General features: G+C 37.2%; 12 protein-coding genes and 2 tRNA genes. 3 read left to right on the forward strand and 11 right to left on the reverse strand.

Going from position 1 to position 12,810, the window contains the following annotated elements:
* Window positions 1–10: 10 nt before the first annotated feature.
* The 3 genes from ACY2RS_RS01405 (at window position 11) to ACY2RS_RS01415 (ending at window position 459) form a co-directional block, all read left to right on the forward strand.
* Window positions 11–85: transfer RNA gene (locus tag ACY2RS_RS01405), tRNA-Val, on the forward strand.
* Window positions 86–122: 37 nt separating this feature from the next.
* Entirely contained in the window at window positions 123–368 is a 246-nt protein-coding gene (locus tag ACY2RS_RS01410) for a GIY-YIG nuclease family protein (protein ID WP_490096807.1), read from the forward strand.
* A tRNA-Leu gene (locus tag ACY2RS_RS01415) sits at window positions 363–459 on the forward strand. Before ACY2RS_RS01410 ends, ACY2RS_RS01415 begins: the two co-directional genes overlap by 6 nt.
* Window positions 460–514: 55 nt before the next feature.
* On the opposite strand, the gene ACY2RS_RS01420 is transcribed toward ACY2RS_RS01415, so the two are convergent.
* The 11 genes from ACY2RS_RS01420 to ACY2RS_RS01470 all read right to left on the reverse strand — a co-directional run bounded on the left by ACY2RS_RS01420 (window position 515) and on the right by ACY2RS_RS01470 (window position 12,713).
* Window positions 515–1,687: a bifunctional folylpolyglutamate synthase/dihydrofolate synthase gene (locus ACY2RS_RS01420; protein ID WP_490096808.1), complete on the reverse strand. Its 1,173-nt coding sequence runs from the start codon at window positions 1,685–1,687 to the stop codon at window positions 515–517.
* A gap of 57 nt (window positions 1,688–1,744) precedes the next feature.
* Window positions 1,745–2,437 (reverse strand): hypothetical protein, encoded by a 693-nt coding sequence (locus ACY2RS_RS01425; RefSeq protein WP_490096809.1) that lies wholly within the window; start codon window positions 2,435–2,437, stop codon window positions 1,745–1,747.
* A 21-nt stretch (window positions 2,438–2,458) separates the two neighbouring features.
* Window positions 2,459–4,945 carry a T9SS type A sorting domain-containing protein gene (locus ACY2RS_RS01430; RefSeq protein WP_490096810.1) on the reverse strand — a complete coding sequence of 829 codons (2,487 nt, stop codon included), beginning with the start codon at window positions 4,943–4,945 and terminating at the stop codon, window positions 2,459–2,461.
* A gap of 103 nt (window positions 4,946–5,048) precedes the next feature.
* Complete coding sequence (locus tag ACY2RS_RS01435) at window positions 5,049–5,741, reverse strand: hypothetical protein (RefSeq protein WP_490096811.1); 693 nt, start codon at window positions 5,739–5,741, stop codon at window positions 5,049–5,051.
* Window positions 5,742–5,829: 88 nt separating this feature from the next.
* Complete coding sequence (locus ACY2RS_RS01440; RefSeq protein WP_490096812.1) at window positions 5,830–6,663, reverse strand: energy transducer TonB; 834 nt, start codon at window positions 6,661–6,663, stop codon at window positions 5,830–5,832.
* 53 nt (window positions 6,664–6,716) lie between these two features.
* Complete coding sequence (locus ACY2RS_RS01445; RefSeq protein ID WP_490096813.1) at window positions 6,717–7,109, reverse strand: ExbD/TolR family protein; 393 nt, start codon at window positions 7,107–7,109, stop codon at window positions 6,717–6,719.
* A gap of 3 nt (window positions 7,110–7,112) precedes the next feature.
* Entirely contained in the window at window positions 7,113–7,811 is a 699-nt protein-coding gene (locus tag ACY2RS_RS01450; RefSeq protein ID WP_490096814.1) for a MotA/TolQ/ExbB proton channel family protein, read from the reverse strand.
* A 169-nt stretch (window positions 7,812–7,980) separates the two neighbouring features.
* A complete protein-coding gene (nhaD, locus tag ACY2RS_RS01455) occupies window positions 7,981–9,360 on the reverse strand; it encodes a sodium:proton antiporter NhaD (RefSeq protein ID WP_490096815.1) in 1,380 nt (459 codons plus the stop codon).
* A 21-nt stretch (window positions 9,361–9,381) separates the two neighbouring features.
* Complete coding sequence (locus ACY2RS_RS01460; RefSeq protein ID WP_490096816.1) at window positions 9,382–10,608, reverse strand: Glu/Leu/Phe/Val dehydrogenase dimerization domain-containing protein; 1,227 nt, start codon at window positions 10,606–10,608, stop codon at window positions 9,382–9,384.
* A 286-nt stretch (window positions 10,609–10,894) separates the two neighbouring features.
* The gene (locus ACY2RS_RS01465; protein WP_490096817.1) at window positions 10,895–11,317 is read right to left on the reverse strand and encodes a DUF2452 domain-containing protein; all 423 of its coding nucleotides are present in this window, start codon (window positions 11,315–11,317) and stop codon (window positions 10,895–10,897) included.
* Between the two features lie 331 nt (window positions 11,318–11,648).
* Window positions 11,649–12,713: an anhydro-N-acetylmuramic acid kinase gene (locus ACY2RS_RS01470; protein WP_490096818.1), complete on the reverse strand. Its 1,065-nt coding sequence runs from the start codon at window positions 12,711–12,713 to the stop codon at window positions 11,649–11,651.
* Window positions 12,714–12,810 lie beyond the last annotated feature (97 nt).

Consider the following 12,810-nt stretch of genomic DNA (forward strand, 5'->3'; position numbering starts at 1 on the left):
AAAAATAATCGGGCGCGTAGCTCAGTTGGTTCAGAGCACTTGGTTTACACCCAAGGGGTCAGGGGTTCGAATCCCTTCGCGCCCACTTAATCCTCACATATCATGTGGGGATTTTTTTTGCAATGAATTTCTACACCTACATACTATATTCTGAAACTTTAGATAAATACTACGTTGGTTATACCAAAGAAATAACTAAACGACTTGACAATCACATATGGAAACATAAAGGCTTTACAGGAAGAGCTAATGATTGGATTGTAAAACATACAGAACCATTTGAAACTAAAGCTCAAGCTATGGCTAGAGAAAAACAAATCAAGAAATGGAAGAGTCGAAAAATGATAGAAAAACTAATAAATGCGTAGCTCAGTTGGTTCAGAGCATCCCGATGTAACATCGAGAGAGTCAGGGGTTTCCCGAAGTAAATTCGGGACAGGCTGAATCCCTTCGCGCCCACAAAAAAGACTTCCAAATAGGAAGTCTTTTTTTATACATTTAACTCAAAAGAATCCTACACAACCTCAGCAACTACAAAGGTGCTTCCCCCCACATACACAACATCATCTCTATGAGCACTTCTTTCCGCGGCCTTGACTGCCTTTTTAACAGAAGGGTACTCCATCCCATTTAATTGATAAGCGCTTGCTTTCTCTTTCAAGGTCTTAACTGAGAGTGCTCTTGAAATGTTGGGTTCACAAAAATAATACGTTGCTTTTTGAGGCAATAAAGGAAGTACACTATCAAGATCTTTATCACCAACCACTCCAAAAACAATATGCAATGCTCGATGTGGCGTATTAATTAATTGCTTCATGGTTAATAAGAGCCCTTCTTTATTATGAGCAGTGTCGCAAATCACCAAAGGGAACTCCTTTAAAATTTGCCATCTACCTAACAAGACTGTATTTTTTATAACATTTCCGAAGCCATCCTTACGATGTTTTTCTAAAATATGAAATCCTTTTTTTTGAAGTTCGTTCAACACCACTTGAGCAGTACGTTGATTTACTTGTTGGTAACTTCCTTTTAAATCACAGTCATATACTTCACTATTTTGCTTCTCCGAAAAGACAATAGGGGCTTTCCTTTCTGCTGAAATATCTTTAAACACCTTTTTTGTTGCTGGAATGGTTTCTCCTATCACAACCGGCACTCCTTTTTTGATTATTCCAGCTTTCTCTGCAGCAATTGCAGTGTGTGTAGTGCCTAAAAACTGAGTATGATCTAGTCCTATATTTGTAATTACACTTATTTCGGGTGTAATAATATTGGTGCTATCGAGCCTACCTCCTAACCCTACTTCAATAATCGCAATATCTACTTTTTGCTTAGAAAACTCAACGAATGCTAAACCAACTGTCATTTCAAAAAAAGACAACTTTTGTTCTTTAAAAAAATCTTGATGTTTTGTTACAAAAGAGGACACCGATCGCTTGGCTATCATTTTGCCATTCACTTTAATACGCTCTCTAAAGTCTTTTAAATGTGGAGAAGTATACAATCCAACCTTGTATCCTGCTTCTTGCAATACAGAAGCCAGCATATGACTCGTAGATCCCTTTCCATTGGTACCCGCTACGTGGATGCTTTTAAAATCATGATGAGGATTCCCTAAATAGCCTGCCAATAACAAAGTATTAGACAAGTCTATTTTATAGGCAGCTTTCCCCACACGTTGATACATGGGCAGTTGATTAAAAAGCCAGTTTGTTGCTTCTTTGAAATTGATAACGCTCTAATTTTAAATGTAGTTTTTATTTAATTCTCTTTTTTCTGAAATGTGAATCATAAAATAAACAAAACTAAAAAATGTCATTATTTCTAGCATATTAATAACCAGAAGAAAATAAGGGGTTTGCATATAAAACACATAGATCATTGCACCTGTTCCTGCTAGTAGATTTAAAAGACCAGTGATAAAAAGAATAATTTTTTTTGGATGATCATTAAATGCAGCTATATAGAAACAACAACTAACAAATAATGAAAAAGCCAATGATAAAAGTCCAAAGAAAAAATACTCATTTAAACGGTCTGTCGACAGCGAAAAAACTTCAATAAGAACATAACCAAATACAAAAATTGATATACTAGCAAACAAGACATCTGTTCCTTTTATCCTAATAAGGGATTTTTTAAGCAATGGAAATAAAATAATTATTCCACCCACATAGCATTCGGTATAGCAAAGCACAAAGGGTACATAGTATTTTTCAAAATCAAGATCAAATAAATATTTTGCTAAAAAAGCTGCAAAAACACCAACCAATAATAATAGATGAATTTTTTTAGTAGCTGTATAATAATAGGTCATTAATACTATATAGAAAAGTACTTTGCCTATCGTATAAGGTTCATTTCCAAAAAAGAAACCTACTAAAACAGTTAATATTCCAACAAGAAGGGAAGAGATTTTAAAAAATTGTGTTGTCAAAAATTGTAAGTTTTAATACCATTAGTTTTTAATCAATTTTTTTGTGATCTGTCTATTATTCTGGTCAATAGAAACATAATAAACTCCATTGGGAAGAGATGCCACTGACAAACGAATTGTTTTTTCAATAGCCTTAAACACTTCATCTAGCACTACTCTACCTAATGCATCATAAATAGTAACAGACTGTATAGCTCCAGTCTCTTGAGTAGTTATTGTGATTGTATCATGCGCAGGATTTGGATACAACCCTATAGTATTTCCGAAGGTATTCTCGTTCGTATTTAAAATATCTTCAGCAATGTTAATTTTATAACTAGAGCGTCCATAGGTTGCCGCATACAAATATTCACTAGCTTCATGAATGTGCATGTCTGTTACAGGTACAGAAGGTAAATTAGGCGCTAGCACGTTCCAAGTTAGACCTTCATCTCCTGAAGCAACAACTCCAACATCTGTAGCAACAAATATATTTCCGTAACTATCTTTTACAATATCATTGATAGGGATATCAGGGATTCCTGCGGAAATATCCTCCCAATTAGCACCTCTGTCTTCACTTTTGTAAACATGTCCTTCGTTCTCGCCAAAACGGTATCCAGAATATGTGACGTACACCGTATTAATATCTTCACGATCTGCAAGTACGCTAGTAACCCAACGATCTGGTAAGGTTGCCGAGATATTATTCCAGTCTCCACCACCATTGGTTGTAATCCAGACATTACCGTCGTCTGTTCCAACATAAATAATATCACTATCAAAAGGAGACACACTAATACTTATAATAGTACCAAATGTTAAATTTCCAGCATAAGGTCCATCTGTTAGATCTGGGCTTATAGCAGTCCAGTTTCCAGCCGCATTTGTTGTTTTATACAAACGATTTGCTCCATAGTAAAGTGTTTGAGAATCTGCTGGATCTAGTGCAATAGGGGTATCCCAATTTTTTCTATCTGCACTAGCTATACCATTCATTGCATTAGAGAATGAAGCACCGTTATTTGTTGACTTCCCAAGATTACCACGTTGTGATAAAGCATAAATTACATTTGTGTTAGTAGGATCCACTAAAGGCTGAAAACCATCGCCTCCAAAAATTGGATTCCAATTATCGGTAGCCCCTGTTGTGGTGCGTATGGTATTATTATCCTGAGAACCTGCATAGATTTTGTTATCATCTTGTGCATCTACATGAAAGCGATACAGTTGTGTAATTGGAAGTGTGGTAAACTTTGAAGCAGACGACCCTCCATTTTCGGTTACATATAATCCTCCATCATTCCCTAGAAGCACATTATTTGCATTGGTTGGCGAAAATGCCATGGCATGCTGATCTACGTGAGCATTCCCAAAAGAATTACTCCAACTTTGCCCACCATTTACAGATTTCTGTACTCGAAAATCTACATTGTAGATGATATCTTCATTGGTTGGATCTATATAGATTCCTCTAAACCACCAATGAAATCCAACATTGGTTAACTGACTAGAATTACGTTCTTCCCAAGAGTCTCCGCCATCATTTGATCGATAAACACCCTGAATATTTCCTGTTGCATCTGCATAACGCGTATACAAAACATTAGGATTTGACTGCGAAATTGCAATACTAATACGTCCTTTTTGAGATCCTATTGTTGGAAGGCCATTTGTCATTTCGGTCCAAGTAGCTCCACCATCTGTAGAGCGATACAAGCCAGACTCTTCACCACCATAGATTCTATTGTTTGGTCTTCTTACCCGTTGCCAAGCTGCTGCATATAAAATATCGCCATTTGTAGGATGCATTGCCATATCGATAATACCAGTCATATCACTTACAAACAAAACTTGCTCCCAAGTAGCACCTCCATCTGTTGTTTTATAAACCCCTCTATTGGGGTCATTTTTAAATAACGGTCCCATAGCCCCAACGAATACCGTATTATCATCATTTGGATGAATAAGCACTTTTCCTATACTTCCGACATTTGGTAAGCCGCGAGAATCCCAAGTAATACCTGCATCTGTAGAACGATATACACCATCACCATCATATGCCAAAGAGCCTCCACCTGCATTTACCTCACCAGTCCCTACCCATAGTGTATTTGGATTTGATTTAGATATCTCGATATCTCCAATAGATAGCATCTCTTGGTTATCGAAAATAGGGTTAAAAGTGACACCGGCATCGGTAGTTTTAAAAATCCCACCTGATGCAGCACCTACATAATAGGTATTTTCATCATTAACAGGAATCTCAACATCGGTAATTCTGCCTCCTGTATTTAAAGGACCAACAAACTCCCATATCTCTGTCATTACCTGTCTCTGAGTAAGATTCTCTTTTTTCCATAGAGCAGCTTCTCTGTAAGCATTTGTTTTTAATTGTCCAGTTGGATATGCACGCTGCATAAACATAAAATCATGCGGTGTAGTTTTCGTTTCTTCTTTAGCAGTTTCTATACTATCTGAACAACTAAAAAGAGTAAATGCAAAAAGTAAAATAGATAACATTTTCATGAGGAACAATTTTTGCTTAAAGATACCGAAAAGTTACATACAAAAAATGAAGTAAAGAAAGCTTTAACCTTAGTTAAAAGTTAGGAGGCTTGAAAATTAGCAATTAAAAAATGTATTGTTTTGTTGCTTCTTTATCATCCACATATAGTAAAGAATACACAAAGAAAAATTGCGCTGCAACCTCGCTTAGATTTACAAGCCCTAGAATTACTGGAGAAGGCACTAACAACTCGTATATTATAGAACCTATGCACACTACAGTATATCCTAAACCAACGATTAGTAAAAAAGTACTTTGTTTAGATTTTTGATATCCCCCAATATAAAAACATGAAATAACAAAAAGACAAAAACATAAGGTAGCAATCCCAAATGTGATATAGGTTTGAAGGATGCTAGTTGATAAGAAAAAAGTAGACAATACCAAATAGACAAAAACAGCTCCTGCAATACAAATAGTGATTACATCTACACCATCACCTTTAGCTTGTGTTTTTTTAACTATGGGTAGTAACAACAAAAAACCTAGACCAAAAAAGCTTCCAAACAATATGGAAATGTAGAAGAAATTAGCTTCAAAATCTTTTGCCACTAGTATCTCCCCTACAAGCACACAAGACAAAGCTGTAAACAATAATATGTTTGCCTTTTTAACTGTCAGGCTATACATAACAAAAAGCAATATCAAGAAGAGCGGTTTTGTGTATATGGTATATTCATTCCCTGCAGTAAGTGAAATTACAACAGAGGCCATACCTACAGCAACTGCTGAGTATATAAGGACTTTTCTAGTCAAAATAGTTTACATCAAATTTGGGGCGCCTAAAACTACAATTAATTTTAAAACAAAAAAAATGTAACTAAAACACAAGTACTTGATTTTACTATTCTGAGAGACTAAACCTGTAGACTATTTTACCAATTTGTTTGGTAGGGGCTTTATTATCTGAATTAAAACGAGTGGCTAAAGCAGCACGTTTTGCAGGTTCTAACAAACATCTCGAATTATTGGTAGTACCACGAACTCCAGGAGTAGCACTAATAACACGGCCGTTTCTATCGACCTCAATACTTACTACTACGGTGCCAGATTCATTACAATCTTGTACAAACTTTTCTTTATTGAGTGCTTTACGACCTCCTAATTGATAGTTCCCATCTCCATCCAAACCCTTACCTGTACCATAATAACTTTGGGCATTAGGATCCCCATTTGGATCGCCTTTGTCGCCTGAAGTAGCATCATCTCCTTCTCCTCCTTTTGCAGTACCATCACTTTTTGGACCGTTAATTAAATTAGAAAGCGCATCTGTAGTACTCTTGTCTGGAGTAGGTTCTGGATCTGGAACTGGTTCTTTTGGTGTTTCTTTTTTAGGCTCTTCCTTAACAGGTGTCTCCTTTTTTACTTCTTTTTTCTCCTCCTTTTTAATAACTGGTGCGTCTTCAGTATCCTGAGTCACAACATCCTCTTTCACCTCTGGTTCTGGTTCAGCAACAGGTGGTGGGGTAGTCACTTTTGGAGCAGATTTAATCGCCTCAGTAGGCTGTACCTTTCCACTCCCGGTTTCGGTTGTACCAAAGTTTACCGCAATACCATTCTCTGGTGGTGGATCCAAATATTCCATCCCCACAAAAAACAACAGTAAGATTAACAATGCATACAACAGCACTGTAATCTTCATACTTTTCTTTTTATGTTCTGTATCTAATAGAGGCATTAGGTATAAGGTGTTAGGTGGAACTGTTACGTTAGACTCTATGGAATTTCGATTTAATTAGGTCTTACCGCAAGCACTACTTTAAAACTATTCTTGTTAGCAATATCCATTACAAAAACGGCATCTTCTATAGGCACTCCTTCTTCTGCTCTTAATATTAACGTTGGTTCTTCTTGTCCAGCTAAGGCGCTTTGTAATGTCTTTTCTATTGTATATTCTGTAACGCGTTCTTTATTAACGTAGTAGGCGCCGTCTTTTGTAATACTGACACTTGCTTTTTGAACATTTGTACTCTTCCCTTTTGCTTTTGGTAATATTAAATCTAAGGCATCAGGTGTAATCGCCGGAGAGGTTAATAGAAAGAACACCAACAACAAGAATACAATATCTGTCATGGAGCTCATAGAAAACTCGGGACTTACTTTATTTCTTCCTCGTAGGTTCATATATTAAGCAGGTTCGTTTAACAGATCCAGGAAGTCAACAGCAGTCGCTTCCATTTGATGTACTACTTTGTCTGTTTTTACTACTAAATGATTATATCCCATATAAGCAATAATACCAACAATCAATCCTGCTACGGTTGTGGTCATGGCAGTGTAGATACCTTCGGCTAACAAGCCCATCTCTGCTTGTCCGCTACTGGTTGCTAATTGATGAAAGGCCAACACCATTCCAATTACGGTACCTAAGAAACCAATCATTGGAGCTGCCCCAGCTATTGTTGCAAGGATACTCACATTCTTTTCTAATTTATACACCTCTAATCTTCCTGCATTTTCAATAGCTGTATTAATGTCTTCTAATGGACTTCCAATTCTACTAATTCCTTTTTCAGTCAACCTAGACACTGGAGTGCTTTGTTGTACACACAACACTTTTGCTGCTTGTAAATTTCCACTAGCGACATTGTCTCTAATTTGATTCATGAAATTGGTATCGTATTTTGAGGCTGCTTTAATGGCAAAGAGGCGTTCAAAATAGACATATAAGGCAACAAAAAGCAAAACGGCAAGTGTGCCAATAATAATCATACCACCAGTCCCACCGTTGACGATGAGCTCCATGATTGACAATGTTTTTTCTGTTACTTCGGGTTCTAGTTCTGCAGCGTCTTGTGCAGCTTCCTGAATAAAGAAGTTTAGCATAAAATAAGAGGTTTATAGGTTGTTAACGAGATTTGAGTTTTAAAATTGTATCTAATACCATTGCCTTTTTGAACGCATCAAACTTAGTTTGCACCACAGGCAGAATATCAAAAATAAAGGACGCTACTTGGAGACTTATATTTCAGAAACCCAAAATATTACTCTCATATTAAGCTCCAGCCGTACCACCAGTAAGCAATATAAACACCACTGCACCAGCAGCAAAACCAATAAATGCTAACCAAGCTATTTTTTTAAGATACCAGATAAAATCGATGCGCTCCATTCCCATTGCTGCAACACCTGCAGCCGATCCAATGATCAACATGCTTCCACCCGTACCGGCAGAATATGCAATAAAGTGCCACAATAAACTATCTGTTTCGGCAGTGTACATTCCCATTGAAGCAGCTACCAATGGTACATTGTCAATAATTGCAGACAACACACCCAATAACATTACTACAATGTCTTGGGACGGAATAGCCTCGTTTAAAATTTCAGCTAGATAACGCAGTGTACCTACAGGGTCTCCATTTTCTGCAACACCATAGACCAAACTTTCTAGTCCAGCAACCGCCATTAAGATTCCTAAGAAAAATAAAATACTCGAAATCTCAATACGCGACAAGGCTTTGTGAGCTGAGTATAAATGACGACGTTCTTTACTAAAATCTTCTTCTGGATGAATGTACTCAGACACCAACCAAACAACACCCAAAGCAAGCATCATCCCAATATATGGAGGCAAGTGGGTTAGGGTTTTAAATACAGGTACAGAGACAATCATTCCTAGACCTAAAAACAACATGGTCTTACTACTTAACAATCGTTCAGCTTCTACATCTTCATTGTCTTCTACATGAATTTCCCCTTTAAAAGCTGGCAAGTACATAGCGATACCAAAAGGAATGATAAAACATACAATCGAAGGGATTACGACATACTGTATAAGTCCTGCCGCTGTTACATTTTTAGCAATCCACAACATGGTTGTAGTTACATCTCCAATAGGAGACCATGCACCACCTGCGTTGGCAGCGATTACAACCATGGCAGCATACCACAAACGCTCTTCTCTCTGAGTGATTAATTTTCGTAACAAGGTCACCAGTACAATGGTAGCCGTAAGGTTGTCTATAATTGCAGAAAGAATAAAAGCTAAAATTCCTATAATCCACAACAGCTTCTTCTTGCTTTTCGTCTTTACAGCTCCTTTTAATACTTCAAAACCGCGGTGAAGATCTATAATCTCTACAATGGTCATGGCACCAATTAAGAAGATGAGAATTTCTGCCGTCTTTCCGAGATGATGCAATAGGGTGTTTTCAAAACCATGTTCGGCTTCGTGTCCTCCGCTTGCAAAATTAAATGCATTTTCATAGGTGTCAATTACATCAAACCAACCTGCTTGAAACCCAATAGCCAACACCGCCCAAATTAGTGATGCCATGATAAGTGCAGGAACTGTTTTGTCTAATTTTAAAGGGTGCTCTAGCGTAATAGATAAATACCCTATTACAAAAATTAAAATAATAATCGACTCCATAAATTATGTTTTGTATGATGGTTAAACCAACTGCTTTAACGCAATTTCGAAAGCAGTTTTACTAATATTGGTTGTACTGTTATTGGCAGCATGTGTATCTTGAATGGCCTTTTTAATAGTATTTGAGGTATCCATAAAAATAGCCTCATCTGTCATTTGTACTTTGCGTTCCATGAAATATGCAAATACTCTTGCCATACCACAATTGCTAATAAAATCTGGTATCAGTGAAACACGTTCGTCGGTATATTCCATAATGCTACCAAAGAAAATTTCTTTATCAGCAAAAGGTACATTAGCCCCACAAGAGATCACTTCAAGACCTGTATCGATCATGGTACTAATTTGTTCTTTGGTGATGAGGCGAGACGCAGCACAAGGCGCAAAAATTTCGCACTCTAAAGTCCAAATTTTCTCGTTCATCTCTTCAAAAGGAATCATGTTATCTGCCACCAATGTATTGCCATCTTTTTGATGGTATAGTGCTGTAATTTCTTCAAAAGAAAATCCGTCAGGGTTAATCACTCCACCCACACGATCTATAATTCCAACGACCTTGGCTCCCATTTGTGCCAAATAATAGGCAGCGGCAGCTCCTACGTTTCCAAACCCTTGTACAATGGCTCTTTTTCCTTGTACATCTCCTCCATAAATATCGTAGTAATGACGTACCGCCTCAGCAACACCGTACCCCGTAATCATGTCTGCTACGGTATATTTTTTTGAAACGTCTGGCGAATATGTTGTGTTCTCTAGTACTTTGATGACCCCTTGGCGCAATTGTCCAATACGGTTAATTTTATCAGCCTCTGTGGGGGTAAAGTGCCCATTAAAAACACCTTCTTGCGGATGCCAAACACCACTTTGCTCGGTGATGGGGATTACTTCATGAATTTCATCTACGTTTAAATCACCACCCGTGCCGTAATACGATTTAAGTAATGGAGAAACGGCTTTGTACCAACGTTCTAACACGCCTTTTTTACGTGGGTCGTGCGGATTGAAGTTAATCCCAGATTTTGCCCCACCAATGGCTGGTCCGCTCACAGTAAATTTCACCTCCATTGTTTTTGCAAGCGATAGTACTTCATTTTCATTTAATCCAACACGCATTCTGGTTCCTCCTCCAGCGGCCCCGCCTCTAAGAGAATTTATGACGGTCCAACCTTCTGCTTCGGTTTCAGAGTCGTTCCAGTGGAACACTATTTCTGGTGCTTTTTCTTCGTATTTTTTAAGTAATTCTTTCATGGTAATACATTATGCTTTTTGACTTGGTTTTTTTGAAATTTCCTTCTTCGGAAATAGTAGAGGATCAAAAGCATAGCTAAAGCTGGGTCATCTTGAAAGATTTTGAGTTGGTTATCTAAATTTCGTTTGTTGAGATGTAATAAAATCAACATAAAAATGACACTTCTTCGCTGAAGCTTTGAAGTGTTTAGACAAATATAAAAAATTGGAAGGTGCTATTCGGGGCTTTTCAAAAAAAATTATCAGCCAATTTTGTAAACAAAATGATGCCGTAAGCTTTGGGAAATTATACCTCTTGATTCACTTCTAGGCGTTCCCACATCTTGTCACTATTTAACCTAAACGTTCCAACAAAATCCCAGTTACATTCATTGGGTGAAATAAGCGACAACCAAACATTGCCATTCTCTTTGCAATACAAATGGTAGTTTTCTCCTAGCACAGGCTCAAAACTAAATTTCGCACTATAGATAAGATTATTGTATTCAAACTGTTGCATCATAGCATCGTACTGCGCCTTGAGATCATCAAACTGAGATTTAAATTGATGATTTACCTTACTAATATTGCTGTTTTTCCAAGAAGTAACATCATCTGGAATTATGGCAGGAGCTCCCAAGTTTGTAGCATAAGGGGTAAGCGAAGCACTGTATTTTTGTGTCTCCTCATCAAACACTACTTGATCTGGTTTTTTTTCTTTGGGTGCCATATTCTTTTTTGTTGTCTCAAAGATACCGCTAGAAAAATGAACAAGAATCTGATTTGGAAAATTTTAAGAAAATTAGCAATTAGCAATTAGCAATTAGCAAAATTTAAAAATAGCAACTACATCCAAACTTCTAAACACATAAACCTCTAAACTTAATTCCTTTAGAACTTTGGAGTATTTAAAAACTAAACTCTTCAACACATAAACTCATAAACAAAACGGAACATGGAACATGGAGCATGGACTTATTTCCAAAAACAAACACCTAAACTCATAAACCTCCATCAGCGAAGCGGTCTATATTCTATCAGTGAACGAAGTGAACGGTCTATCAGCGCAGCGGTCTAAAAACCTCCCCACTACTATGATCCTTACTCGCTCCCGTAACACTTGCCAAACAATTCACCTCCTCACGGAGCTTTAACACGCCCAACAAACCGAAAATTAAGGCTTCTTTAAATTCTAACAAGGTACTATCTGGAACAACAAGTTCCACTTCTTTGTTAGCTTTAATTTGCGACAACAAATACCCATTATAAGCGCCACCACCCGTAACTAAGACACGGCTGCCTTTTTTAAACTGCCTTGCAATTTGTTCGGCAATATGGTCTGTAAAAGTTCGTAAAGTATCGTCTGGAGTTGCACAAGAAGCGTTTAAAATAGGAAGGACTTCTTCTAAAACATACTCTAAGCCTAAGGACTTTGGCGCTGGGAGATTGTAATAGGGTAAGTTGCGTAATTGATTCGATTTTGCCAATAAAACAGTGCCACTTTTTGCTAAATCTCCATTTTCATCATAGGGCTTTCCGGCTTTTTCTGCATAAGCGTTCATCACAATGTTTACCGGACAAATATCATAGGCAATTCTGGTTCCATCTTGTTCACAAGAAACATTTGCAAAGCCTCCTAAATTCAAACAATAATCGTATTCATTAAAAAGCAAGCGATCTCCTATGGGTACTAGTGGTGCTCCTTGTCCGCCAAGCTTTACATCCTGTACTCTAAAATTACAGACGACTGTGATTCCAATAATTTCTGAAATTTCCTTTAGATTCCCAATTTGTAAGGTAATACCCGCTCCTGGCTGATGTAAAATGGTATGTCCATGACTGCAAACTGCATCTATATCTTCGAGTTTGTGTTCATGAATGAATGATTGGATTAATCCCCCTAGATATTGAGTATAAGTAACATCTAGGGCCGCTAACATTTCCGAAGAAAAAGAAACCGCTTCTTTGAGTTTTGTTTTCCAATGTTGAGGATATGGAACAGTTACAGCTTCCTCGATGGTATAGCTTATTGTTTCAGAGAAATTAAAAGTACATAACGCCAAGTCAACCCCGTCTAATGAGGTACCACTCATGACTCCTATCACTCTGTAATTTTCCTGTTTCATTTAAGGTAAATATAGTCAAGATTTTAAGTATAAAATAGGGTTTTAAAATTCTCTTTTTTAGACGTATCTTTGCACCACTTTTAAAAATGCTATAAAA

The organism is Patiriisocius sp. 208BN25-11, from assembly GCF_058147145.1.

What these genes read in the sequence shown, in the direction of transcription:
- ACY2RS_RS01420 (WP_490096808.1), bottom strand. Translation starts at nt 1,687, where the DNA reads ATGTATCAACGTGTGGGGAAAGCTGCCTATAAAATAGACTTGTCTAAT.
- ACY2RS_RS01450 (WP_490096814.1), bottom strand. Translation starts at nt 7,811, where the DNA reads ATGCTAAACTTCTTTATTCAGGAAGCTGCACAAGACGCTGCAGAACTA.
- nhaD (WP_490096815.1), bottom strand. Translation starts at nt 9,360, where the DNA reads ATGGAGTCGATTATTATTTTAATTTTTGTAATAGGGTATTTATCTATT.
- ACY2RS_RS01470 (WP_490096818.1), bottom strand. Translation starts at nt 12,713, where the DNA reads ATGAAACAGGAAAATTACAGAGTGATAGGAGTCATGAGTGGTACCTCA.
- ACY2RS_RS01460 (WP_490096816.1), bottom strand. Translation starts at nt 10,608, where the DNA reads ATGAAAGAATTACTTAAAAAATACGAAGAAAAAGCACCAGAAATAGTG.
- ACY2RS_RS01465 (WP_490096817.1), bottom strand. Translation starts at nt 11,317, where the DNA reads ATGGCACCCAAAGAAAAAAAACCAGATCAAGTAGTGTTTGATGAGGAG.
- ACY2RS_RS01430 (WP_490096810.1), bottom strand. Translation starts at nt 4,945, where the DNA reads ATGAAAATGTTATCTATTTTACTTTTTGCATTTACTCTTTTTAGTTGT.
- ACY2RS_RS01445 (WP_490096813.1), bottom strand. Translation starts at nt 7,109, where the DNA reads ATGAACCTACGAGGAAGAAATAAAGTAAGTCCCGAGTTTTCTATGAGC.
- ACY2RS_RS01410 (WP_490096807.1), top strand. Translation starts at nt 123, where the DNA reads ATGAATTTCTACACCTACATACTATATTCTGAAACTTTAGATAAATAC.
- ACY2RS_RS01440 (WP_490096812.1), bottom strand. Translation starts at nt 6,663, where the DNA reads ATGCCTCTATTAGATACAGAACATAAAAAGAAAAGTATGAAGATTACA.